The sequence below is a fragment of the Sphingomonas epibiotica genome, from assembly GCF_039615155.1.
Lineage (GTDB): Bacteria > Pseudomonadota > Alphaproteobacteria > Sphingomonadales > Sphingomonadaceae > Sphingomonas.
This window is the reverse complement of record NZ_JBDGHY010000004.1, coordinates 140,076-165,073: the sequence shown is the minus strand read 5'-3', so window position 1 is coordinate 165,073 and position 24,998 is coordinate 140,076. Positions and strand designations below refer to the sequence as shown.

The following is a 24,998-nucleotide window of genomic DNA, read 5'->3' as shown; positions in this document are numbered from 1 at the left end:
CGACGTGACAAGGGGCAGCACGGCCCCCACGCATGTTGAGGAGATTGGCATGAAGACCTTGCTGACCAAGGCGGGCCTGGGGCTGTCGTTGGCGGCGACCGCGCTGACCGCTGCCGCCCCGGCCGAGGCGCAGTGGCGTCGCGGTTACGATCGTGGCTGGGACCGCGGCTATGATCGCGGTTGGGACCGGGGCTGGAACCGCAATCGCGGCAATGGCGGGGCGGCCGTCGTCGCCGGGATCGCCGGCCTCGCGATCGGCGCGGCGCTGGCGTCGAGCGCGAACGACCGGCGCTATCGCGACCGCTATTATCGCGATCGCGGCTATGCCTATGATTATGACGATCGTTTCTATCGTCAGCGCGGATTCTATCCGAACGACGGCTATTACGCCTATCGCTACAATGACTATCGGCGGTGCTGGGTCGAGCGGCGCTACGACCCCTATTACGACCAGACGGTGCGCGTCCGGGTCTGTAACTGACGGCAGGGGGCGGGGGTGATCCTCCCGCCCTTTGCACTTGGCGCGCGCGGCGTTTTGCGGCATGGGCCGCGCCCATGACTGATACGCCCCCCGATCGCCTCTCGATCAATCCGCGCAGCCCGCATTTCGACCAGCCCGTGCTGGAGCGCGGCATCGGCATCCGCTTCAAGGGTGTCGAGCGCAACGATGTCGAGGAATATTCGATTTCCGAAGGCTGGATCCGCGTCGCGCTCGGCAAGAAGGTCGATCGCAAGGGGCAGCCGCTGACCATCAAGCTGACCGGGCCGGTCGAGGCCTATTTCCAGACGCCAGCCGAGGGCGAGGAAGCTGCTGACGAAGCAGCCAAGGGCGACGACGCCTGACGCGTTCGGACGTCGCCCCAGCGAAGGCTGGGGCCTCCTGCGGTAAGCAGCGCGCTTGATTCCGGGAAGACCCCAGCCTGCGCTGGGGTGCCGTCATTTTTCTTCGCGCTCCATCCGCTTGCCGACATGCTGTTCGCCGCGTTCGGCGGCGAGCTTCACCTGCCGGTGGCGTTCCGCCTTTGCCGCGAGCGTTGCCGCATCGCGGGTACCGGCGCAGGCGGGGCATTGCACGCCTTCTTCGAACAGCGGCGAGGCGCGGTCTTCGGCGTTGATCGGCATGCGGCAGCCGCGGCACAGATCATGGGTGCCTTGCGCCAGACCGTGGCCGACGGCGACGCGTTCATCGAACACGAAGCACTCGCCCTGCCATGCGCTTTGGTCGGCAGGCACTTCCTCCAGATATTTCAGGATGCCGCCGTCGAGGTGGTAGACCGCGTCGACGCCCTCGCTCTTCAGAAAGGCAGTCGATTTCTCGCAGCGTATGCCGCCGGTGCAGAACATCGCGACCTGGGTCTTGCCCGCCAATAGCGTGTCGCGGTTGGCGCGGAACCAGTCGGGAAAGTCGCGGAAGCTGTCGGTCCGTGGATCGACCGCGCCCGCGAACGTGCCGACCTTCACCTCATAGGCGTTGCGGGTGTCGATCACGACGGTCGACGGGTCGGCGATCAGCGCGTTCCAGTCGGCGGGCGCGACATAGGTGCCGACGATCTTCGTGGGATCGGTTCCGGGCACGCCCATCGTCACGATCTCGCGCTTCACTCGCACCTTCAGCCGGTGAAAGGGCATGGTGTCGGCGGCGCTGAACTTCGGCGCAAGGTCCTCGCAGCCGGGCAGGGCACGGATCGCGGCGAGCGCGGCGGCGATGCCGTCCGCGCTGCCGGCGATGGTGCCGTTAACGCCTTCGGACGCGATCAGCAGCGTGCCGCGAATGCCGGCACGGTCGAGTACCGCCTCCATCGCGTCGCGGACGGCCTGCGGATCGGCGATCGGAACGAAGCGGTACAGCGCCGCGACGGTGATTTCGGCCATTAGTGGACGAAGCGCGCCACCACGTCGCGATACGAGCGGCTGACCTTCACCTGCGCCCCCGATTCGAGGATCAGGAAGCATTCGCCATTGGTGTGCGGCTTGACCTGCTTGACGAGATCGAGGTTGACGATGGTCGAGCGATGGACGCGCTGGAACCGGCGGGGATCGAGCCGCTTTTCGAGGTCCTTCATCGTTTCGCGCAGCACCAGCGAATTGTCGCCGGTGTTAATGACCATGTAATCGCCCGCCGCCTCGATCATTTCGATCGTGTCGACATCCACGCGGAAGATCTGGCCGCGATCCTTGATGTTAATGAGCTTTTCGAAGCGGTTGGCGCCGTGCGCGTCGTCGCCGCCGCCATCGGCCGCTTCCATTTCCGCCGCGGTGTCGGGAGCGACTTCGGCGAGCACTTCCTTGAGCTTCTCGACCTCGGCCTGGCCGCGTTTTTCGGACAGGCGCTGGCGCACGCGGTCAAGCGTGTCGGCAAGGCGCGATTCCTCGACCGGCTTCATCAGATAATCGACCGCCTGCGCCTCGAAGGCGCGGATCGCGTGGTCGCTGTATGCGGTGACGAACACCACCAGTGGCGGTTCGACCTCCATCAGTCCCTGCACGACCGAGAAGCCGTCGAACCCCGGCATCTGGATGTCGAGGAAGACGAGATCGGGTTTGTGGGTCTTGATCGAACGGATCGCCTCGCGGCCGTTCTGGCATTTGTCGATGATCTCGACATCCTCATGCGCCTGCAGGCGTAGTTCGAGGCCCTGAATCGCCAACGATTCGTCGTCGACAAGGATGGTACGAATGGTCATGCAGCCTCTTTGGTAACGTCTTGCGTCTGGAACGGCAGTTCGATCTCGACCACGAACCCGCCCCCGTTGCCCGAACGGGTGTCGAACCGATGGTCGGGACCATATGCCTGCGCCAGCCGGTCCCGGATATTCTGAATGCCGACACCGGTGGAAAGCGTCGGCCGCTTCGGTCCGTCGATCAAGCCGGGGCCGGTATCGGAAACGGCGATCTGCACCCGATCCCCGGCCAGTCGAGCGGTGATGGCGATATCGGCGCCATCCTCCTGCGGGGTCACCGCATATTTGATCGCGTTTTCGACCAGCGGCTGCAGCAGCAGCGACGGCAGCCGCGCGTGCATCACGCGGGCGTCGATATCGAATTCGGTACGCAGGCGATGTTCGAACCGCATCTTTTCGATATCGAGATACAGTTTCAGCGTTTCAACCTCCTGCTCCAGCGTGACATGCGCGGTCGGTTCGTTGGCCAGCGTGTAGCGCAGGAACGAGGCGAGGCGGCTGAGCATCACATTCGCCTTCTCGGTCTGTTTCAGCAGCACCAGCGTCGAGATCGAATTGAGCGTGTTGAACAGGAAATGGGGGTTGAGTTGATAGCGTAGCATGGCAAGCTGCGCGGTCGAGGCCTGCATCTCCAGCATCCGCATCTCGTCGACCTGCTGTTCGACGACCAGATAGAAGTTGATGCCGAAATAGGCCGCCGACCAGCCTGCCAGCACGGTGAAATTGATGAACAGCGTGCCCAGCACCAGCGAGAAGCTGACATCGGGCGACACGTTGCGGATGAAGGTGAAGACGAACGCGTCGATCAGCGAATAGGCGAAGGTCGCCGCCGAGAGGGTGCACAGCGTCAGGAAGATCGCCGGCACGCGCGGCAACGACCGGTAATAGCCGTAGAGCACGCTCATCAGCAGCGTCAGGCAATAACCGACGATGACCTCGACGATATTGGCCAGTACGCTTTTGAGCGAGGCGGCGTTCGACAGCGTCGAGACCGAGCGCAGGATCAGATAGCCGGTCCAGCCGGCGGCCTGCAGCAGCCAGAAGGCGCGGTTCTTCTGTTCGAAGAAGGGGCGCGAGAAAATGGCGGGCTTAAGCGTCATGCGCTCCGTCGCAAGTGTTGCCCCCGGACGTCGTCATATCGCGGCGGGGGCGGGATGGGAACCGGGCTTTAGCCGAAGGCGCCCCAAACGAAAACCGCCGCCCCGTTGCCGGGACGGCGGTTCGTTCGTCGCGCTGGACGGGCGGGCTTAGAAGCCGACGATCAGCGAACCGATGACCGCGCGCGGCGGGCCGAAGTTCACGAACGCCGTGCCGGCGCCGGTCAGGCTGCCCGGGAACGAGCCGACATAGAATTCGTCGAACAGGTTCGTCACGTTCAGCTGGAACGCGGTCTTCGGCAGGCCGACACTGGCCAGCGAGTAGCGCAGGTCGAGATCGACGACGGTATAGCCGTTGAATTCCACCGTGTTGATGTCGTTCAAGAAGCGCTCGCTGGTGTACTTCGCTTGCGCGCCGAGCTGGAAGTCGCCCAGCGTGCCCTGGACCCGGCCACCTGCCAGCCATTCAGGGGCGCCGCGCTCACGCTTGCCGGCGGTCGGGAAGAAGGTCGACGTCCCCGAACGGACGTCGTTCAGGATTTCCGAGCCGATGTACGAACCGAAGGCGTAGAACAGCAGGTCGCGGACCGGACGGTAGGAGATGCTGGCGTCGACACCGTACTTCTTCACGTCGCCAAGGTTGGTGTCGACGTTACAGTCGCAGGTAATGTTGTAGGCCGAAACCAGGCGGTTCTTGTACTGCGAATACCAGGGCGAGACCGCGGCCTGCACCTTGCTCGACGTATAGCGGAAGCCTGCGTCAAAGCTGTGCGAGGTTTCGGCAGCCGGGTTGGCGGCATCGGTGTTCGCCGGCGCGTACAGCGAATTGTACAGCGGATCGGTGCCGGGGACCGACACGTTGCGCGCATAGTTCACCGCAAAGCTGAACGCCGGGGTGAAATTGTAGGTCATGCCGACGTTCGGCGTGAACTGGTTGTAGTTCAGCGTGCGCGAAACCGGTGCCGCGGCGCCGGTCGGACGACCATTGGCGGCGACGCTGTACGGGAACGCCGCAGCATAGGCGGTGGTGTTGGCCGCACCGGCCGGGCAATCAACGTTGCCGTTGCTCGCCGTGGTGAAGCAATACTGGTTCAGGTCACGCGTGAAGAAGCGGCCGCTGCCGCCGACCAGGACGGTCAGCGTGTCGTCGAAGAAGCGACCACGATATTCGGCGGCGACGAGGTGCAGCGTCGCGACCGAGCGGCGGTCACGCTTTTGCAGGACGTTGCCGTTCAGATCCTCGAGCGGGTCGTTTGACGGGAAGACGTCGAAGGGTTCGCCGTTGCTGTAGAGGAAGCCGCCTTCGCCGGTCTGGCGATGGGTCGCGGTGTCGAGCGAATAGGACACGCGGACGCGGTTCGCCGGATCGATTTCATAGGCGAGGTTGACAATCGCGTTGTAGCGGTCGGTGCGCGTCTGGCTAGGGTTCAGGATGCGGACCTGATCCCGCACGTCGCCGTCGCCGTTGAGGTCGCGGCCATAGAAATAATTGCCGCCGAACACGCCGGTAAGGTTCGTTGCGCTGCCCGACGAATAGAAGCCTTCGCGTGCGACGCCGGTGCCGCCGCCATTTGCCTTCACATACTGGTACGCTCCGTCGACCGACAGCGAGAGCGCTTCGGTCAGGTGGAAGAGCGAGTTCAGGCGGACGTTGCCGGTGTTCGACGGGTTGAAGCGCCGTTCGAAATCGCTGCCGCAGCCATTGGCGGTGTCGGCCCGGCCGTTGATGCCGGTCGTGGTCTGGCAGGGATAGCCGTTGGCGATGTTGTAGAAGCGGCTGCGCTTGTTGGCCTGCAGCGACCCGGCAGTGCCGATGAACGAGTTGGCCGACAGCGGCGAACCACCGAAGTTGTTGCGGTTCTCGTTATAGTGACCGGCGATCGAGACGAAGTCGCCATTGCCGCCGATTTCCTGACGGATCTTGGCGTTATACTGCTGCTTCTCGATGCGGCCGTAGTTGGAGAAGCTAGCCTTGTTATAGGCGGTCGACGCGGCGACCCATGCGGTCGTGCCCTTGCCGGTGAAGTCGCCGGTCTGGATCAGGCCGAACACCCGGTGGAACGGGCGGTCACCCGCGCCGTCGGCGACGATGTTGCCGTAGCTGGCGACCAGCGACGCGCCGAGTTCGTTCGACGGGCGCAGCGAGTTGATGTTGACGGTGCCGCCGACCGCCGCCGCGGTCGGACTGTCGACGTCGGTCGAGCCCAGATTGACGTTGATGTTCTCAATCAGTTCGGGGTCGAGCTGCTGGTTCGAATAGAGGGCATAGTTGCCCGAATCGTTCAGCGGCAAGCCGTCGAACGTCTGCGCGATACGGCTTGAATCGAAGCCGCGGATGGTGAACGAACCACCCGACGAACCGAACGGATCGTTGTTAGTGAAGCTGACGCCGGGGACCAGGTTGATGATCTGATTGACGCTCTGGCCGGGCTGCTGAACCTGGATCAGTTCCTGGCTCACCTCGATCTTCGCCTTGGGCGAATCAGGAATGCGAATGCCGCCGACATCGCGATCGGCCGTGCCGGTGACGACGATTTCCTGGTCTTCGAAGTCCTGCGAGCCGGTCGACTGCGCAAAGGCCGAGGCCGGGAGCAGGAGCGCGGCAAAGGCCACGCCGGCATAGAGCTTGGTGTTCATAGGTCCCCTTGGAATCGCAAATGGGTGGCGCGACTCGTTACGCTGGTTCAGGCGGTGTCGTTCACCGTCCCGGCGCCAATGGACGTCCCATATTTCTATTTTGCGACAACCGAAAGCGGGGGCATCAGTCTGTTTTGATGCGTTGCAAAAACATCACGTCGTCGCGGCAGATACCATTGCGGCCCATGCGGCTTCGTCGATGACGCGGACGCCTAGTTCCTCGGCCTTGGCCCGTTTCGATCCGGCATCGGCGCCGACCACGACCAGGTCGGTCTTTTTCGAAACCGACCCGGCGACGCGGGCGCCGAGCGCATCGGCCTGCGCCTTCGCTTCGTCGCGGCTGAGCGTTTCGAGCTTGCCGGTGAAGACCACGGTCTTGCCGGTCAGTTCGGAGGCGACGGCCTTGTGCTCGACGGGCAGGGGGGAGACTTCGCTCAGCAGATCGTCGACCACCGCGCGGTTATGCTCCTCGGCGAAGAAGGCGAGCAGCGCGTCGGCGACTTCCGGGCCGATGCCGGCGGTTTCGACCGCGGCGACCAGCGCACGACCGCGGCGCAGCACGAATTTGCGGTCATTCTCGCCGATCGCGGGCACGGTCTCCGCCCGGACCGCCAGCGCGCGCTCGAGCATTTCGAGGAACGCATCGATCGTGCCATAGCGCCGGGCGAGGTCGCGTGCGGTCACTTCGCCGACATGGCGGATGCCGAGCGCGAACAGGAAACGGTCGAGGCCGATCGTGCGCCGCGTATCGATCGCCGCCAGCAGCTTGTCGACCACCAGGTCCGACATGCGCTCGCGCTGGACCAGCGCCTCGCGATGGGTGTGCAGGCGGAAGATATCGGCGGGAGAGGCGATCAGCCCGTCACGGAAGAATTCCTCGACCCGGACCAGCCCCAGCCCGGCAATGTCGAAGGCGTGGCGCGAGACGAAATGGATCAACCGTTCGACCCGCTGCGCCGGGCAGACGAGGCCGCCGGTGCAGCGCACGACCACCTCGCCCTCGCCGCGTTCGGCGAGCGAGCTGCATTCGGGGCATTCGGTAGGAAAGGTCCATGGTGCACGCGGTTCGTCGCGGGTCAGGTTGTCGACGATTTGCGGGATGACGTCGCCGGCGCGCTGCACGATCACGCGGTCGCCGGGGCGAACGCCCAGCCGTTCGATCTCGTCGGCATTGTGCAACGTGGCGTTGGTGACGACGACACCGCCGACCGTCACCGGCTCCAGCCGGGCGACCGGGGTCAGCGCGCCGGTGCGGCCGACCTGGATATCGATGTCGCGCAACGTGGTCTGCGCGCGTTCGGCAGGGAATTTGTGCGCGATCGCCCAGCGCGGGGCACGGCCGACGAAGCCGAGCCGCTCCTGCCAGTCGAGCCGGTCGAGCTTGTAGACCACGCCGTCGATATCGAAGGGCAGGTCGGCACGGCTCTCCTCGATCGCGCGGTAGACGGCAAGCGCCTGTGCCGCGCCGTCGCAGCGCTGGAACGCGTCGGCGATCGGGAAACCCCAGTCCTTGAGCGCGGCGACGACCCCGGCCTGGGTATCGGCGGGAAGGGCGGCGACCTCTCCCCAGCCATGGGCGAGGAATTTAAGCGGGCGCGACGCGGTGACGGCGGCGTCCTTTTGTCGGAGCGAACCGGCGGCGGCGTTGCGCGGGTTGGCGAACTGGCGTGCCTTGGCCGGGTCGACCGCATCGGCGAGCAGCCGGGCGTTGAGCGCGGCGAAATCGTCCTTCGCCATATAGACCTCACCGCGCACTTCGAACACGCCGGGCGCGGCGGCGGGCAGGGTCTGGGGAATGTCGGCGATGGTCGCGACGTTCGCGGTCACGTCCTCGCCCACCGCCCCGTCGCCGCGGGTCAGTGCGCGGACCAGCTTGCGCCCTTCATAGCGGAGCGAACAGGACAGGCCGTCGATCTTCGGCTCGGCGGTCAGTGCCACCACCTCGTCGTCGGACAGGCGCAGGAAGCGGCGGACGCTGGCGACGAATTCGGCGACGTCTTCGTCGGCAAAGGCGTTGTTAAGGCTCAGCATCGGCCGGGCATGCGCAACCTTGGCGAGATGCCCCGACGGCGCAGTGCCGACCCGCAGCGAGGGGGAATCGGTGCGGACCAGCGCCGGGAACGCCGCCTCGACGTCGCGATTGCGGCGCACCAGCGCGTCGTAATCGGCATCGGTCAGGATCGGCGCGTCCGCCCCGTGATAGGCGGCATCGGCCTCAGCGATCCGTTCGGCCAGTTCGGCCAGTTCGGCGGCGGCTTCGGCGTCGGTGGCGGGCAGGGGGGCGGTGGTCATTCCCCGATCGCTACCCGCTGTCCGGGCGGGCGATCAAGGGGAAGGCGGCGCGCTATTCCTTGCGGCGGATGGTCATGCGGCGTTCGACGACGATCGGGCGGTCGAAATGCAGCCCGGCGCGACCGTCCTCGGCCCACCGGATTGTCGCTGCGGACCAGTGGCCGCCGCCGGTGTCGATGCGGATGACCGATCCGATCGCGCTTTCGCTGAAATCGACCAGATCGATCAACGCGCCGGTGGTCGACAGGTCGCGGATGCGCGCCGGGCGGCGGCGGCCATCGACTTCGATCGTGGTCGAGCGCAGCATCCGCGTCCGCGTCGCACGTTCCGCCTTCGGTCCCTGCGGGGCCAGCGCGCCGCCTTCGCGCAGCAGCCGCGTGGTGGCGGTCGCTCCATCGATGGGCTGGCCATAGACTGGCCCGGCGACCTCGGTGCAGCCGAGATCGCGCAGCACCGCCAGCTCGTCATGATATTCTACGCCCCGAGCCGTAGTCGCGATGCCGAGCAGGTCGGCGAGCGTCACGATCGAGCGGACCACTGCGGCGTTGCGCCCTTCGGGATCGCTGACCCCCCGCACGAACGAACGGTCGAGCTTGATCCGGTCGAGTGGCAGGCGGCGCAGGCACGACATCGATGCCTGTCCAGCCCCGAAATCGTCGAGCGCCAGCCGGATGCCGACCCCCTGCAACGCCGCGAAGGTCGCGACGGCATGACGCATGTCGCGCAGCAGGCTCGCCTCGGCGATGCTGAGTTCCAGCCGTTCGGCGGGCATTCCCGACCGCGCAACCGCGTTCGTCAGGACCGCCGGGAACGACGGATTGGCGAACTGCGCGCCCGACAACTGGACAGACAGGCGCGTGTCGCCCGTCCATGACGCCGCGTCGTGACAAGCGGTGCGCAACACCCACTCGCCGATGGCCTCGATCAGCTTGCATTCCTCCGCCACGCCGAGGAACTCCTGCGCGGCCAGCGTGCCACGGGTCGGATGTTCCCAGCGGACTAGCGCCTCGAACCCGGTGATCCGGCCGTCGTCGAGCGCGACGACCGGTTGATAGACGATGCGCAACTGGTCGCGCGACAGGGCGACGCGCAGGTCGTCGGCCATTTGCTGGCGCGACCGGCTATCCTCGAGCAGCGCCTCGTGGAAGAAACGGTGGACGCCGCGTCCGGCACCCTTTGCGGCATAGAGGGCGAGGTCGGCATGGCTGACCAGCACGTCGGGCGTCGCCCCGTCGTCGGGCGACACGGCGATGCCGACCGAACAGCCGATCGACACCGAATTGCCGCCGATGAAATAGGGTTGCGACAGCGACGCGATGATCGCCTGCGCCAGCGTCGCCATCTGCGTCCGGTTGCCCATGCGCGGCAGGACGACCTGGAATTCGTCGCCGCCCAGTCGCCCGACCAGCCCGGCATCGCCGACGACGCGCAACAGCCGTTCGGCGACCTGTTTCAGCAGCGCATCGCCGACCGGATGGCCGAGCGTATCGTTGACTGCCTTGAACCGGTCGAGGTCGAGCAGGAACAGCGCGGTGCCGTCATAGCCGGGTTGCGCCAGCGTCTGTTCGAGCGCGATGCGCATCCGTTGTCGGTTGGCGAGGCCGGTCAGGCTGTCGAACAGCGCGAGGCGGGTGATTTCCGCATCCGATTGCCGCACCGCCGCCATGTCCGTGCCGGTGCCCACGAACCCCTCGAACCGCCCGTAGGGATCGGTGAACGGGCTGCCCGATACGCTCCAACTCCGGTCCTGCCCGCCGGCAAGGGCGGGGGTGACGGCGTAATCGGTGAAGGCGGTACGGGCCGAGAGGTGAAAGGCGATGGTGCGTTCCGAATCGTCCGGTCCGGATTCGGCGCCGGCGATGCGCAGCAGATCGGTCAGCGCGGCGCCGACCGGATCGATATCGGCGGCGGCGAACACGCGTACGATCTTGTCGCTCAGATAGGCGACGCGGCCGTGGCGATCGGTCTGCCAGAACCAGTTCGGGCTATGCTCCTCCGCCTCTCGCACCAGTCGTGCGGCGCGGTCGTCGAGCAGGCGCGTCGAATCGTCGGGCCGCTGTACCCACGATCGCAACGCCGCCTTCATTCCATCGATCGCCAACTGCCCGTCCCTTTCCGTATGGTGCCGACGATAGCGGCGCATCGTGAACGAATTCTTTGCAAGGCGCCGCTTCCTGCCTGTAGGGCAGTGTGGAAAATGACCGATATGGACCCGCAGATGACCGTCACCATCACCGAAGCCGATCTGATCGACAGCGTCGCCGATGCGCTGCAATTCATCAGCTACTATCACCCGATGGATTATATCCGCGCGCTGGGTGAGGCCTATGCTGCCGAAACGTCACCGGCTGCCAAGGACGCAATTGCGCAAATTCTGACGAACAGCCGGATGTGTGCGGAGGGGCATCGCCCGATCTGTCAGGATACCGGCATCGTCACCGTGTTCGTCAAATGGGGGCAGGATTGCCGCCTCGACAGCCCGCGGTCGCTGCAGGAGGTCGTCGACGAGGGTGTCCGCCGCGCCTATCTGCACCCCGAAAACAAGCTGCGCGCGTCGATCCTCGCCGATCCGGCGTTCACCCGGCGCAATACGAAGGATAACACGCCCTCGGTGCTGCACGTCGAAATGGTGCCGGGCGACAAGGTCCATGTCGATGTCGCGGCCAAGGGCGGTGGCAGCGAAAACAAGTCCAAGTTCAAGATGATGAACCCCAGCGATTCGATCGTCGACTGGGTGCTGGAGATGATTCCGCAAATGGGTGCCGGCTGGTGCCCGCCGGGTATGATCGGCATTGGCATCGGTGGAACGGCCGAAAAGGCGATGCTGCTCGCAAAGGAATCGCTGATGGCTCCGATCGACATGGGCCAGTTGAAGGCACGCGGACCGCAGACCGATGTCGAGGCGCTGCGCATCGAATTGATGGACAAGGTGAACGCGCTCGGCATCGGCGCGCAGGGCTTGGGCGGGCTGTCGACCGTGCTCGACGTCAAGATCCTCGACTGGCCGACTCATGCCGCGTCGAAGCCGGTGGCGATGATCCCCAATTGCGCCGCGACCCGCCATGCGCATTTCACGCTGGACGGCAGCGGTCCGGCCTATCTTGAGCAGCCGAACCTCGCCGACTGGCCCGACGTCAACTGGACGCCGGACAAGGCGGCGATCCGTGTCGATCTCGACACGCTGACCCCGGATGTGGTGGCGACGTGGAAGCATGGCGACCGACTGCTCTTGAACGGCAAGATGCTGACCGGCCGCGATGCCGCGCACAAGCGGATCGCCGACATGCTGGCCAAGGGCGAGGAGCTGCCGGTCGATTTCCGCGGGCGCGTGATCTATTATGTCGGACCGGTCGATCCGGTCGGCGAGGAAGTGGTCGGCCCGGCCGGCCCCACCACTGCGACCCGCATGGACAAGTTCACCCGCATGATGCTCGACCAGGGGCTGCTGGCGATGGTCGGCAAGGCGGAACGCGGCGGCGATGCGACCAAGGCAATCGCCGAGGCCAAGTCGGCCTATCTGATGGCGGTCGGTGGTGCGGCGTACCTTGTCGCGCGCGCGATCAAGGGGTCGAAGGTCGTCGGCTTCGAGGACCTCGGCATGGAAGCGATTTACGAATTCGAGGTGCAGGATTTCCCCGTAACCGTCGCGGTCGATAGCGAGGGGCAGAATGTCCACCACCTGGCGCCGTTGGTATGGCGTGAGAAGATCGCGAAGGAACGGTTGCTCGAGGGGGCGTAATCGAGAGGAGAGGGGCGGGGGCGGCGCGCTACATTCCCTCCCACCCTGCCGCCCCGGACCTGATCCGGGACCTCGTCCCATGCTTGGCAGCGCAGGATCAGCAGGAGCGCAGGCTGAGTTGGGCGTGACATGGAGACGCAAGCAAGGCGCCTCCGTGCCAAAATACACTGCACCTGCGAAACGATTCACTGGCACCCGGCGTTCATCGGCACGATGGCGTACCAAGACCTTCCCCCTCCGCCCGCCGGCCTGCTCGACGATGCCGGCCTGTTCCTCGATTTCGACGGCACGCTGGTCGAACTGGCCGACCGTCCCGATGGCGTGGTCGTCGGCGACGATCTGCGCATGCTGTTGCACCGGCTGGCGCAACGGCTGGGCGGACGGGTCGCGATCGTCAGCGGTCGGTCGGTCGAGCAGATTGACGGTTTTTTGGGGCAGACGATCGCCGACTACGCGGTGGTTGGAAGCCACGGCGCCGAAATTCGCCCTGCCGGCGGCACCACCCTCCTGCCCGATCGCCCGGCGAGTCTGAACGCAGCCGAGCGCGCGTTCAAGGACCGGTTCGGTGACGATCCGCGGATCGTGATCGAGATCAAGACATTGGGGGTCGCGATCCATTATCGCGGCGCTCCCGAGGTCGAGCAGGAGGCGCACGCCCTCGTCGATGCCTTCGCCCAGCGCGACGGGCTGACGACGCAGGCCGGCAAGATGATGATCGAATTGCGCATGGACGGTCATGACAAGGGGACGGCAATCGCGACGCTGTGCGAGTCCGCGCCCTTTGCGGGGCATCCGCCGATCTTCGTCGGCGACGACCTGACCGACGAACCGGGCATGGTCGTTGCGGCGCATCATGGCGGCGCCGGCATATTGATCGGACCGACGCGCGATACCGCTGCGACCTATCGCCTCGACGATGTCGCATCCTTTCTGGGCTGGCTGGAGACGCATGCATGACCGCGACGATGGACCTTTGGCCGATCGGCAATTGTCAGGTGTCGGCGCTGGTCGACCGCAACGGACGCTTCGTATGGGGGTGCCTGCCACGCGTCGATGGCGATCCGGCGTTCTCGTCGCTGCTTGACGACCGGCGGCGCGGATCGGACGGGGCGTTCGGTTTCTGGGAGATCGACCTCGACGGCTGCGTCGATACGCAGCAGACCTATATCCGCAACACGCCGGTGCTGGTCACGCGCCATGTCGATGCGCAGGGCAATGCGATCGAGGTCGTCGACTTTTGCCCGCGCTTCAAGCGGCATGACCGCATGTACCGCCCCGTCGCCTTCTGCCGGATCGTGCGCCCGCTGGCGGGAAGCCCGCGCATCCGTGTGCGCCTGCGCCCCTCGGTCGACTGGGGCAGTGCGCAGGCGGAGCGGACGCGCGGGTCGAACCATATCCGCTACCTGCTCGACGGTGAGACGATCCGCCTGTCGACCAGCGCACCGGTCGGCTGGATCGAGGACGAGCGGCTGTTCCGTGTCGAACGCACGCTGCATTTCTTCCTCGGGCCGGACGAGAGTTTCTCGGACGAACTGCCAGCGTCGGTCGAGCGGATGCTGAAGAACACCATCGACGAATGGCGCCATTGGGTCCGGGGTCTCGCCACCCCGGTCGAATGGCAGCAGGCGGTGATCCGCAGCGCGATCACGCTGAAGCTGTGCCAGCATGAGGAAACCGGCGCGATCGTCGCCGCGCTGACCACCTCGATTCCCGAACATGCGAATTCGGGACGCAACTGGGACTATCGCTACTGCTGGATCCGCGATGCCTATTATACGGTGCAGGCGCTGAACCGGCTCGGCGCGCTCGACGTGCTGGAGGGGTATCTCGAATATCTGCGCAACATCGTCGACAATGCCGCCGACGGCCAGATCCAGCCGCTCTACGGCGTCGGTGGCGAAGCGACGCTGGTCGAGCGCGAGGCCGAGGGGCTGGACGGGTATCGCGGCATGGGGCCGGTCCGCGTCGGCAACCAGGCCTATGAACAGGTCCAGCACGACGCGTACGGGCAGATCATCCTGTCCAATGCGCAGGGATTCTTCGACCAGCGGCTGTTCCGCGTCGGCAAGCAGGCCGATTTCGAGGCGCTGGAGCCGATCGGCGAACGCGCCTGGGCCGCCTATGACAAGCCCGATGCCGGCCTGTGGGAATTGCGCACCAAGAGCCATGTCCACACGTACAGTGCCGCGATGTGCTGGGCGGCGTGCGACCGGCTCGCCAATGTCGCCGGCACGCTAGGGTTGACCGAGCGCGAGACCTTCTGGCGCGACCGGGCGACCGCGATGCGGACGAAGATCGAACGCGAGGCGTGGCGACCCGAGACCAACCGAATGTCGGCGACCTTCGGCGGCGACGATCTCGACGCCAGCATCATCCAGCTGCTCGACCTGCGCTTCCTCGACCCCGACGACCCACGCTTCATCGGCACGCTCGATGCGGTCGAAAAGGGGCTGCGCCGGGGCAGCCACATGCTGCGCTATGCGATCGAGGATGATTTCGGCCTGCCGCACACCGCGTTCAACGTCTGCACCTTCTGGCTGATCGAGGCGCTGCACGCGACCGGCCGCGACGAGGATGCGCGCGAGTTGCTGGAAGAGATGCTGTCGCGCTGCACGCCCGCCGGGCTGTTGTCGGAGGATATCGACCCCGAAACCGGGGAACTATGGGGCAATTATCCCCAAACCTACTCGCTGGTCGGCATGATCAATTCCGCCGTCCTGCTGAGCAAGTCATGGAATGTCGTACGATGAGTCGATTGATCGTCATCTCGAACCGGGTGCAGGCTCCCCAGCCCGGCACCGGCGGCGGGGCGCAGGGCGGGCTGGCCGTCGCGCTGAACGCCGCGCTGGCGGAAGAGGACGGTATCTGGTTCGGCTGGTCGGGCGAGACCAGCGACAATCGCGAGCTCCGGTTTCAGACCTATGGCGGCGTCACCAGCGCGGTGATGGATCTGAGCGAGCAGGACGTCGAGGAATATTATGACGGTTACGCCAACCGCACCTTGTGGCCGCTCTTCCACTATCGCCTCGACCTGACCGAGTTCGAACGTGATTTTCAGGGTGGCTATGAGCGCGTAAACCGTGTGTTCGGCGAGCGGATCGGCCCGCATATCGAACCCGACGACCTGATCTGGGTCCATGACTATCACATGATTCCCTTGGGCTGGGTGCTGCGGCAGCAGGGCATCACCAACCGTATCGGCTTCTTCCTGCACATTCCGTGGCCGCCACGCCGGTTGCTGACCGCGCTGCCCGATCACCGCCGCATGGTCGAGGCGCTGTTCGCCTATGACGTGGTAGGGTTCCAGAACGAGGAATGGCTCGACAGCTTCTTCAACTATGTCCGCGAAGAGATGGACGGGACGATCGACGGCAACCGGGTCACCGTCGGCGGGCGCACGATCACCGCGATCAGCTGCCCGATCGGGATCGAGGCGAAGGACTTCATGGCCGGCGCGGCAGGTCCGGTCGCGCGCGCGGCCCAGCTCAACCAGCTCGAAAGCGCGGTCGGGCGCAGCCTGATCGTCGGGGTCGACCGGCTGGATTATTCGAAGGGGTTGCCGGAGCGCTTCGCCGGGTACGAACGCTTCCTGCAGAACCATCCCGACCGGCGGGCCCTGGTCTATCTGCTTCAGATCGCACCGCCGTCGCGCACCGCGGTGCAGACCTATCGTGACATCCGCAACACGCTCGAACAGCTATCGGGGCGGATCAACGGCGCCTATGCCGATACCGACTGGGTCCCGATCCGCTATGTGAACAAGGGCTATCCGCGCGAGGTGCTGGCTGGCATCTACCGCGCGGCGCGGATCGGGCTGGTGACCCCATTGCGCGACGGCATGAACCTGGTCGCCAAGGAATATGTCGCGGCGCAGGACCCGCGCGATCCCGGCGTATTGGTGCTGTCGCGTTTCGCCGGCGCCGCGCAGCAACTGTCGTGCGGCGCGCTGATGGTGAATCCCTACAGCGCGGAGGACATGGCCGACGCGATCGACAAGGCGCTGCGCATGCCGCGTGCCGAACGGATCGAACGGTGGCAGGCGATGATCGACAATGTCGTCGACGAGGACGTCATCTGGTGGCGCAAGCGGTTCATCGACGCGCTGACGGCGGAGACGAATTAGGGAAAGCGGCTGGTCCGACGCGCCGCCATCCGTCGATCCGGGGGCCAGCTTTTCCCTTTTTCGACGACGCGAAGCCGAACGCTGCCGCGACGAACGCAGATGTCGATCCAAGGGGTGGCGAACCCCGCCGCCACCCATTATGCACGGCGGCATGACAGCCCGGATCATCGACGGAAAAGCCTTCGCCGCGAATCTGCGCGCGCGCCTCGCCACCCATGCCGCGACCTTCGCCGAAACCGCCGGCCGTCCCGCCGGCCTTGCCGTGGTGCTGGTCGGCGAGGATGCCGCCTCGGCGGTGTATGTGCGGTCGAAGGGAAAGGCGACCCGGGAGGCCGGCATGGCCAGCTTCGAACATCGACTGTCGGCCGATGTGTCGCAGGAGGAACTGATCGCGCTGGTCGAACGGCTGAACGCCGATCCCGCGGTCGACGGCATCCTCGTGCAATTGCCGCTGCCCCGGCATCTCGACAGCGACGCGGTGCTGCTGACCATCGATCCGGACAAGGATGTCGACGGTTTCCACCCGGTCAATGCCGGACGGCTGGCGACCGGTCTGCCCGGCATGGTGCCCTGCACCCCCTATGGCTGCCTGTTGCTGCTGCGCGACGAACTGGGCGACCTGTCGGGCAAGGACGCGGTGGTCGTCGGCCGGTCGAACATCGTCGGTAAGCCGATGGCGGCGCTGCTGACCGCTGAGAGCTGCACCGTCACCATTGCCCATTCGCGAACCCAGGACCTGCCCAGCTATGTCGCGCGCGCCGACATCGTCGTTGCGGCGGTCGGGCGGGCGAACTTCGTCAAGGGCGAATGGCTAAAGCCCGGCGCGACCGTGATCGACGTGGGCATCAACCGCACCGATGACGGGCTGGTCGGCGATGTCGACTTCGCGTCCGCCCTGTCGGTCGCCGGCGCGATCACCCCGGTACCGGGCGGGGTCGGACCGATGACTATTGCCTGCCTGTTGCGCAACGCGCTGGTCGCGGCGCATCGGCGCGAAGGATTGCCGTTCGACGACAGCGCGCTGTGATCGAACTATTCGTCTCGTCGCTCATCACCTTCTTCGTGGTGATCGATCCGCCCGGCTGCGCGCCGATCTATGCCGGGCTGACCACCGGGGCGTCGGACGTGCAGCGCCGGTCGATGGCCATCCGCGCGGTCATCATCGCCACCGCCATCCTCCTCGTCTTCGCCCTGTTCGGGCAGGCGCTGCTGAAGGCGCTGGGGATCAGCCTCGACAGTTTCCGCATCGCCGGCGGCATCATGCTGTTCCTGATCGCGCTGGAGATGGTGTTCGAGAAACGCACCCAGCGCCGCGAGGATCGCGCACAGAAGATCATCGAGACGCATGAGGTCGAGGACGTGTCGACCTTCCCGATGGCGATGCCGATGATCGCCGGGCCGGGTTCGATCGCATCGGTGATGCTGCTGATGAGCCAGGTAGGCGACTGGAGCGCGCGGGCGGTGGTGCTGGGTGCGCTGGCGTCGATCCTGCTGCTGACGCTGATCGCGTTGCTGGCGGCGGGACCGCTGATGAAGCTGCTTGGCGCGCGGATCGAGGCTGTGATTACCCGGCTGCTTGGCGTCCTGTTGGCGGCACTGGCGGCGCAATTCGTAATCGACGGGTTGCGCGCAAGCTTTCTGTAACCGTTCCAAAGTGTTGCTGATTGGTTACAGCTGACAGGTAATTTTTAATAATACGGTCGCCTGTATTTGCAAATCCTCTTGTATCGACGGATACTTGCCACCGTTCGAGCCGCCCAACGCGCGGCCCGACTGCTTGGAACGCCCGCCAGGGTTAAAGGGGATTGCTGCTTCCATGATTGCTTTCTCGATGCGCACGTCGTTGCGCCGCGGAACCGCTTTGTCCGCGCTTGCCGCGGCCAGCGCCGGTCTGTTCGCTGTGCCGGTATCGGCGCAGGAAGTCGCGCCGGCCGGCACCACCGTGCCCGTGCCTGCGACCCCGGCCGACGATACGTCGCAGGACATCATCGTCACCGGATCGATTCTGCGCGGCACCGATAGCGGAATCTCGCCGGTCACGACGCTCACCACCGAAAATCTCGACGCGCGCGGCATCAACACGGTGCAGGACGCAATCCAGTTGCTGTCGTCGAACAACGGCCCGGCGCTGACCAACTCGTTCACCGCCAATGGCGCGTTCGCCGGTGGTGCGTCGGCCGTGTCGCTGCGCGGCCTGTCGACCAGCTCGACGCTGGTCCTGTTCGACGGTCTGCGCGCCGCCTATTATCCGCTTGCCGATGATGGTTCGCGCAACTTCGTCGATCTGAACACCATTCCTGACGATATCGTGGAGCGCGTCGACGTGCTGCGCGATGGCGCCTCGTCAAGCTACGGCGCCGACGCGATCGCGGGCGTGGTCAACATCATCACCAAGCGTTCGTTCAAGGGCATTGGCGGCCGGGTCGAGGCCGGCATTTCGGAAGACGGCGTCGCCGCCAATCAGCGCCTGACGCTGACCGCCGGCACCGGCGATCTCGATGAGCAAGGTTACAACGCCTATATCAGCGGCTTCTATTTCCGCAGCGAAGGCGTCGCCAACAAGGACCTGCGCGGCATCTTCACGACCGACGACCAGCGGAGCATCGGCGGCCCGAACGGCATCCTGAACGGTCAGAATGCCGCCGGTGAAATCAACGGTTTCAACGTCGGCAGCACCTTCTACGTCCGCCCGGGCACGACCGGTCGCTATCAGATCCTGAACCCGACGGCCGGCTGCTATGCGGGTCCTTCGGTCACGCCGACCCAGGCGGATCTGACGCGGACCAACTCGAATGGAGACCTTGTCAACGGAACGCTGCCGGTTTCGAACGTCTGTCAGGAAGACCTTACCTACAATTACGGTAACGTGACCCCGGACATTGAACGCTTCGGCGGTTCGGCCCGCTTCACCGCGAAGGTCGGCGATACGTCGGAAGCGTATCTGTCGGTCAATTTCCAGCAGACGCGGTCGAGCTATTACGGCCTGACCGGGGTGATCCGCGGCAATGCCCCGACCGGCATCCTGTTCCCGCAATTCTCGACCTCGTCGGGTGCCGCAACCTTCGCGCCGGGTTCGGCGATCCTGACCCTGCCGGTCTATGTCTGCGCCGCGCGCGTGAACTGCACCGCGGCCAACGGCACGCTCAACCCGAACAACCCGTTCGCCGCGTCGGGCCAGACCGCGCAGATCCTCGGGCGCAATCAGGAACGCACCTATAACGAGACGCGCAGCCGCGTGTACCGTGCGGCGTTCGGCCTGAACGGCACGATCTTCGACGATATCGACTATAACTTTAGCGCTACCGCGATGCACACCGACTTGCGTCGTCTGCAGGATGGCTATGTCTATATCCAGAACCTGCTGAACGTCATCGCCGACGGTTCGTACAACTTCGTCAATCCGGGTCAGAACACCCAGGCGGTTCGAGACTATCTGACCCCGGTCAACATCACCGACACCTCGTCGGATCTGTACCAGACGCAGGTAACCTTCTCGAAGGAACTGTTCAATCTGCCCGGCGGTGCGGTCCAGCTCGGCGTCGGCGGCTCGATCTTCTACGAAGCGGTCAACGCACCCAGCGCCAACCCCGACACCAACGGCCCGTCGCAGCGTTACTTCACGATCAACGCTTTCGGTACCGAGGGCAACCGTACCGTCAGCTCGGCCTTCGCCGAAATCCAGGCGCCGGTCTTCGATCAGCTCGATGTGAACGTGTCGGGCCGCTACGACCATTATTCTAGCGGACAGAGCAACTTCTCGCCGAAGGTCGGCGCACGCTTTACCCCGATCCGGCAACTGTCGGTGCGCGGTACCTGGTCGCGCGGCTTCCGTATCCCGAGCTTCGCCGAAGCCAATGCTTTGCCGACGACCGGTTACGTCACGCAGTCGATCACTAACGTGCCGGCCAGCTTCCGTGCGCAATATGGCGCGGCATGCGCCGATAACGAAACCGCCGCTACCGCTTGCCCAGCCTATCTGACCAGCTATTCGATCGGGTCGACCACGCTCGCCTCGCCGAACCTGCAGCCGGAAAAGTCGCGGAGCTACACCGCCGGTATCCAGTTCTCGCCGGTGCCGAACTTCACCTTCACCGCCGATTACTTCAATATCAAGAAGACCGGCGCGATCACGTCGCCGTCGAACGCTGCCGCGATCGCCGCTTACTATGCGGGTCAGCCGATCCCGGCCGGGTTCAACGTCATTCCGGACGCGCCCGACGTCAATCTTCAGAACGGCCGTCCGCGCATCGGTTTCGTCGAATCGCAGCTCATCAACTCTGACACGATCTTTTCGGAAGGTATCGACTTCGGTCTGACCGGCCGCGTCGACTTCGGCGGCTTCCAGTGGCGCACCGCCGCCAACGTCAGCTGGCTGATTGAGCTGAGCACGACGTTCCCGGACGGCAGCAAGGAAACCTATGTCGACACGCTCGGCAACTTCAACCTGACGGCGGGCAACGGCACGTTCCGCTGGCGCGGCAACTGGTCGAACACCTTCTCGTTCGACAAGGTCGACGTGACGGGGACCGTCAACTACGTGTCGGGCTATGACCTGTCGGCGGAAGACCAGGGCGGCGATTACGGCGACTGCTCGCTCAACCCTGGCTATGTTGACTGCCGTGTGAAGAGCTATCTGACCGCCGACCTGAACGTCAGCTTCAACGTGAACGACAACGTCACCTTCTACGTCAACGCGCTGAACGTGTTCGATCGCCTGCCGCCGATCGATCCGGTCACCTATGGCGCCCACTTGTACAACCCGGTGCAGGGCGGCAACGGCATCTTCGGTCGCAGCTTCCGTGCGGGTGCGAAGTTCGGCTTCTAGTCGCTCCGCTATCGGAAAAACCAAAGGGCGGTTCCGGAAGGAGCCGCCCTTCTTCGTTGTCCGCAGTGCATTGACGCTTCGATTCTGGTTCAGCCTGGCGGCGTAAAACAGTGGATCTGATTTACTGAAGTGCAACAGCAAACCACTAAAAGTTGCCATTTTGAATATATCGATGAACAACAATTTGATCTGCTAGCATTTTAAATGCTTATCTATGTATTTAAATAAAGACACTTTTTTACAGTGATTTAGATCGATGTCCGGCGCATATGAGAAGGTTTGTTGCGACTGTTACCGAAAAACCACGGTCGAACGATTTAGCGTCGGGCGAACTTTCGCCTGATTGCGTCGAAACTCGTGCACCCATTACGCTCCAATTGTTGCGCAACGTTTACGAGCGCCAATAGGATAGGGGCAAATATGAAGCTTAATGTACGGACTGCGTTGCTCGCCTCGACGCTGATGGTCGGTTTCTCGACCTCGGCTATAGCACAGGACGCGACGACGGGGGTGGTTTCCGGGCCAGCGCCGCAGGAGGCACCCGCCGAGGATATCGTCGTTACCGGGTCGCTCATCCGCAATCCCAATCTGGTGCAATCATCTCCGGTCAATTCGGTTAGTTCGGAAGAACTGGAACTTCGGCAGACCAACGTCGCCGAACAGTTCTTGCGCGAATTGCCGGGCGTGGTTCCCAGCATTGGTTCGGCCGTGAATAACGGCAACGGCGGCGCGTCGTTCGTGGACTTGCGCGGTCTCGGCGCCAATCGCAACCTCGTGCTGCTCGATGGATCGCGCATCGCACCTGCTGGTCTTGGCGGCATCACCGACCTGAACAATATTCCGCTTGCCCTGCTGGAGCGGACCGACATCCTCACGGGCGGGGCATCGACCACCTATGGTGCAGACGCGGTATCCGGCGTTATCAACTTTATCACCCGGCGTGATTTCTCGGGGATGGAAGCGACCGTCAGCGAGCAGATAACCGAACGTGGCGACGGCAACGTGTTCCGCGGCGATCTGACCCTCGGCGCGAACTTCGATGACGGGCGCGGCAACGCCGTGTTCAGCATGGGGTATCAAAAGGCGGACCCGGTTTATCAGGGCGATCGCGACTTTTCCGAGTTCAACGTCGATTCGTACACCGGTGCACAGGGCGGTTCCGGAACGACCGTCCCGGGCCGTTTCACCGGCCTCGGCCTCGGCACCAACCAACAAATTGACCCGCAAACCGGTCGTCTCGTTCCGACGTACGCGCTCTTCAACTTCAACCCGCAGAACATCTTCCAGACGCCGTTCGAGCGTTACAACATGTTCGGCGCGGCGCATTATGAAGTTACCGACAATATCGAAGTATACGGTCGCGGACTGTTCTCGAAGAACACTGTGCAGACCGTAATCGCTTCTTCGGGTACGTTTGGCAACTCGCTGACTATCCCGTATTCGAACCCGTATCTGCCAGCGGCGGCGCGCGGTCAGATCTGCGCTGCTAACGGTCTGACCGCAGCGCAGTGTGATGCTGCCGCCCTCGCGACCTCGACGACCGATCCGAACTACCGCACCTTTACGAGCAACGTATCGCGTCGCTTCGTCGAAGCGGGTCCGCGCTTGTCGACCTACACGACCACGCTGTTCGACTACCGCTTCGGCGTGCGCGGCGACATTAGCAGCAACGTCCAGTTCGATATTTCGGGCGGATATGGCGAAAGCGAGAACGCGCAACGTCAGAGCGGGAACGGTACGCGTACGCGTCTGCGGCAGGCGGCACTGGCAACGAACACGGCGACCTGTCTCGACAACAGCAACGGTTGCGTCCCTATCAATTTGTTTGGCGCAGCCGGTACGATCACTCCTGATCAGCTAGGCTTCCTGTTGGGCGTGACGAATGGCACGACAACCAAGACCTCATTGGCGCAGGCCCGCGGCGTCCTAAGTGGCGATTTCGGCTTCAGCAGCCCGTTCGCAACGGACGCTATCTCGTTCGCGATCGGCGCTGAGTATCGCAAGTACACGGCGGCAGTAGTATCGGACGAACTGACGCAGCGACCGAACGAAGTGCTCGGCAACGGTGCGGCATCTCCTGATGTGGCAGGCCAGTATAACGTGAAGGAAGGCTTCGCGGAACTGATCGTCCCGCTTGTTGCGGAGCGTCCGTTCTTTCACAGCCTGACGGTGGAAGCGGGTGGTCGTGTATCGTCCTACTCCACGGCAGGAACCAACTGGACCTGGAAAGCTGGCGGTACGTGGGAGCCTGTACAGGCAATCCGCATTCGCGGGAATTATCAGAAGGCGGCTCGTGCGCCGAACATCGGCGAACTGTTCGCGCCGTCGGTTATCGGACTCGACAACTCGGCTTCCGATCCTTGCGCCGGAACCGGCGTCACGGCCGGCTCCGCCTTGGGTCAGGTCTGCGCCGCGCAGATCGTCGCTGGCGGCGCAACCGCCGCTCGCGCTCAGCAGCTGATCGGCACGATCCCGCTGCCTTCCGCGGGTCAGGTTAACGTTTCGACCGGCGGTAACCCGAACCTCAACGTCGAAAAGGCGACGACGTGGACGATCGGCGCCGTGTTGCAGCCCGAATTCCTGCCTGGCTTCAACGCCAGCGTCGACTATTACAACATCGCGGTGCAGGACGCGATCACGTCGCCGACGATCGGTGACGTTTTCGCGAGCTGCTACTCGCCGCTACAGGCCGCTACGTCGGCTGGTTGTCGTGCGATCGGTCGCGACCCGATCGACGGCAGCCTGAACGGTGAAGCAACCGGTTTGGCCCTCCCGCTTTCGAACCTGGGTCGAATCAAGACCGACGGCATCGACGTTTCGCTAAACTACCGGCAGAAGCTTGGGTTCGGTGCTTTGGCATTGTCGTTCATTGGTAACTGGACCAACAGCAACAGGTTCCAAGCGACCCCGACGTCGATCAATCGGGAGTGCGTCGGCTATTACAGTGTCAACTGCCTGTCGATCCAACCGGAGTTCAGCTTCAATCAGCGGACGACGTTGACGATCGGTGCTGCCGACATCTCCCTGCTGTGGCGGTATATCGATGCCGTCTCGTATGAGCCGGCGGCACTTGCCGACGACATCGCCAACGGCGGCGGGCCGCTGGAGGAATTCCGTCGTATCGGAGCCGAGCATTATTTCGACCTGACGACGCGGTTCGGCGTGACCGATAACTTCGACTTCACGATCTCCGCACTGAACCTGTTCGACAACCAGCCGAAGGTGGTCGGTGCATCGATCGGTTCTACCGCCTTCAACAGCGGGAACGTCTATCCGTCGACCTATGACGCCTTGGGTCGCCGTTTCGCTGCCAGCGTTCGGTTGCGCTTCTGATACCTAGGTCCGCACCGTTTGAACGTTGCTAAGAGGGGGCGGGACTTGATCCCGTCCCCTTTTTTCTCGTTGGTACAGGTTACAGTTCGCATTACAGTGTCGCAGTCTTGCGATAGGAGGGAATGTTGATGCTGATCTTCCTAACTACCCTGCTTGTCGGACTCCCCGGTCAACAGGCAACTTCACCGTCATCGCCGGTAGCGACTACGCCGAAGCTGATCTGCAAGCGGACTTTGGACACCGGTTCAAACGTCCGTGGAAAGAAGGTCTG

The 24,998-nt window shown here is 64.2% G+C and carries 17 protein-coding genes; 10 read left to right on the top strand and 7 right to left on the bottom strand.

Features of this window, described 5'->3' with window-relative positions:
* Positions 1–49: 49 nt before the first annotated feature.
* Both AAIO73_RS09565 and AAIO73_RS09560 read left to right on the top strand, forming a co-directional pair.
* Positions 50–481, top strand: coding sequence for a hypothetical protein (locus AAIO73_RS09565; protein WP_345877628.1), 432 nt, complete (start codon positions 50–52; stop codon positions 479–481).
* A 74-nt stretch (positions 482–555) separates the two neighbouring features.
* On the top strand, positions 556–843 hold the full coding sequence (locus tag AAIO73_RS09560; RefSeq protein WP_345877627.1) for a DUF3297 family protein: 288 nt from the start codon (positions 556–558) through the stop codon (positions 841–843).
* Between the two features lie 93 nt (positions 844–936).
* On the opposite strand, the gene trhO is transcribed toward AAIO73_RS09560, so the two are convergent.
* The 6 genes from trhO to AAIO73_RS09530 all read right to left on the bottom strand — a co-directional run bounded on the left by trhO (position 937) and on the right by AAIO73_RS09530 (position 10,808).
* The gene (trhO, locus tag AAIO73_RS09555; protein ID WP_345877625.1) at positions 937–1,872 is read right to left on the bottom strand and encodes an oxygen-dependent tRNA uridine(34) hydroxylase TrhO; all 936 of its coding nucleotides are present in this window, start codon (positions 1,870–1,872) and stop codon (positions 937–939) included.
* A complete protein-coding gene (locus AAIO73_RS09550) occupies positions 1,872–2,684 on the bottom strand; it encodes a LytR/AlgR family response regulator transcription factor (protein ID WP_056506582.1) in 813 nt (270 codons plus the stop codon). Before AAIO73_RS09550 ends, trhO begins: the two co-directional genes overlap by 1 nt.
* Entirely contained in the window at positions 2,681–3,781 is a 1,101-nt protein-coding gene (locus AAIO73_RS09545; protein ID WP_242117166.1) for a sensor histidine kinase, read from the bottom strand. The genes AAIO73_RS09550 and AAIO73_RS09545 overlap by 4 nt, the downstream gene beginning before the upstream one ends.
* 147 nt (positions 3,782–3,928) lie before the next feature.
* Positions 3,929–6,415 (bottom strand): TonB-dependent receptor, encoded by a 2,487-nt coding sequence (locus AAIO73_RS09540; RefSeq protein ID WP_345877620.1) that lies wholly within the window; start codon positions 6,413–6,415, stop codon positions 3,929–3,931.
* Between the two features lie 153 nt (positions 6,416–6,568).
* Positions 6,569–8,707: an NAD-dependent DNA ligase LigA gene (gene ligA / locus AAIO73_RS09535; RefSeq protein ID WP_345877617.1), complete on the bottom strand. Its 2,139-nt coding sequence runs from the start codon at positions 8,705–8,707 to the stop codon at positions 6,569–6,571.
* 52 nt (positions 8,708–8,759) lie between these two features.
* Entirely contained in the window at positions 8,760–10,808 is a 2,049-nt protein-coding gene (locus tag AAIO73_RS09530; RefSeq protein ID WP_345877615.1) for an EAL domain-containing protein, read from the bottom strand.
* A 117-nt stretch (positions 10,809–10,925) separates the two neighbouring features.
* On the opposite strand from AAIO73_RS09530, the gene AAIO73_RS09525 reads away from it, so the two are divergent.
* The 6 genes from AAIO73_RS09525 to AAIO73_RS09500 all read left to right on the top strand — a co-directional run bounded on the left by AAIO73_RS09525 (position 10,926) and on the right by AAIO73_RS09500 (position 18,213).
* Positions 10,926–12,446, top strand: a complete 1,521-nt coding sequence (locus tag AAIO73_RS09525; protein WP_345878038.1) for a fumarate hydratase — start codon at positions 10,926–10,928, stop codon at positions 12,444–12,446.
* A gap of 213 nt (positions 12,447–12,659) precedes the next feature.
* Positions 12,660–13,403 (top strand): trehalose-phosphatase, encoded by a 744-nt coding sequence (gene otsB, locus AAIO73_RS09520; protein WP_345877614.1) that lies wholly within the window; start codon positions 12,660–12,662, stop codon positions 13,401–13,403.
* Entirely contained in the window at positions 13,400–15,196 is a 1,797-nt protein-coding gene (locus AAIO73_RS09515; RefSeq protein ID WP_345877613.1) for a glycoside hydrolase family 15 protein, read from the top strand. Before otsB ends, AAIO73_RS09515 begins: the two co-directional genes overlap by 4 nt.
* Positions 15,193–16,569: an alpha,alpha-trehalose-phosphate synthase (UDP-forming) gene (locus tag AAIO73_RS09510; RefSeq protein WP_345877612.1), complete on the top strand. Its 1,377-nt coding sequence runs from the start codon at positions 15,193–15,195 to the stop codon at positions 16,567–16,569. Before AAIO73_RS09515 ends, AAIO73_RS09510 begins: the two co-directional genes overlap by 4 nt.
* A gap of 151 nt (positions 16,570–16,720) precedes the next feature.
* Positions 16,721–17,596, top strand: coding sequence for a bifunctional methylenetetrahydrofolate dehydrogenase/methenyltetrahydrofolate cyclohydrolase FolD (gene folD, locus AAIO73_RS09505; protein WP_345877611.1), 876 nt, complete (start codon positions 16,721–16,723; stop codon positions 17,594–17,596).
* Positions 17,593–18,213 (top strand): MarC family protein, encoded by a 621-nt coding sequence (locus tag AAIO73_RS09500; protein ID WP_345877610.1) that lies wholly within the window; start codon positions 17,593–17,595, stop codon positions 18,211–18,213. The genes folD and AAIO73_RS09500 overlap by 4 nt, the downstream gene beginning before the upstream one ends.
* A 24-nt stretch (positions 18,214–18,237) precedes the next feature.
* Here AAIO73_RS09500 and AAIO73_RS09495 read toward each other — a convergent pair whose 3' ends face one another.
* Entirely contained in the window at positions 18,238–18,408 is a 171-nt protein-coding gene (locus AAIO73_RS09495) for a hypothetical protein (RefSeq protein WP_345877608.1), read from the bottom strand.
* On the opposite strand from AAIO73_RS09495, the gene AAIO73_RS09490 reads away from it, so the two are divergent.
* The gene (locus AAIO73_RS09490; RefSeq protein WP_345877607.1) at positions 18,401–21,394 is read left to right on the top strand and encodes a TonB-dependent receptor domain-containing protein; all 2,994 of its coding nucleotides are present in this window, start codon (positions 18,401–18,403) and stop codon (positions 21,392–21,394) included. The two genes, AAIO73_RS09495 and AAIO73_RS09490, sit on opposite strands and share 8 nt — an antisense overlap.
* Before the next feature lie 420 nt (positions 21,395–21,814).
* A complete protein-coding gene (locus AAIO73_RS09485; RefSeq protein WP_526023796.1) occupies positions 21,815–24,727 on the top strand; it encodes a TonB-dependent receptor domain-containing protein in 2,913 nt (970 codons plus the stop codon).
* Positions 24,728–24,998: the final 271 nt, after the last annotated feature.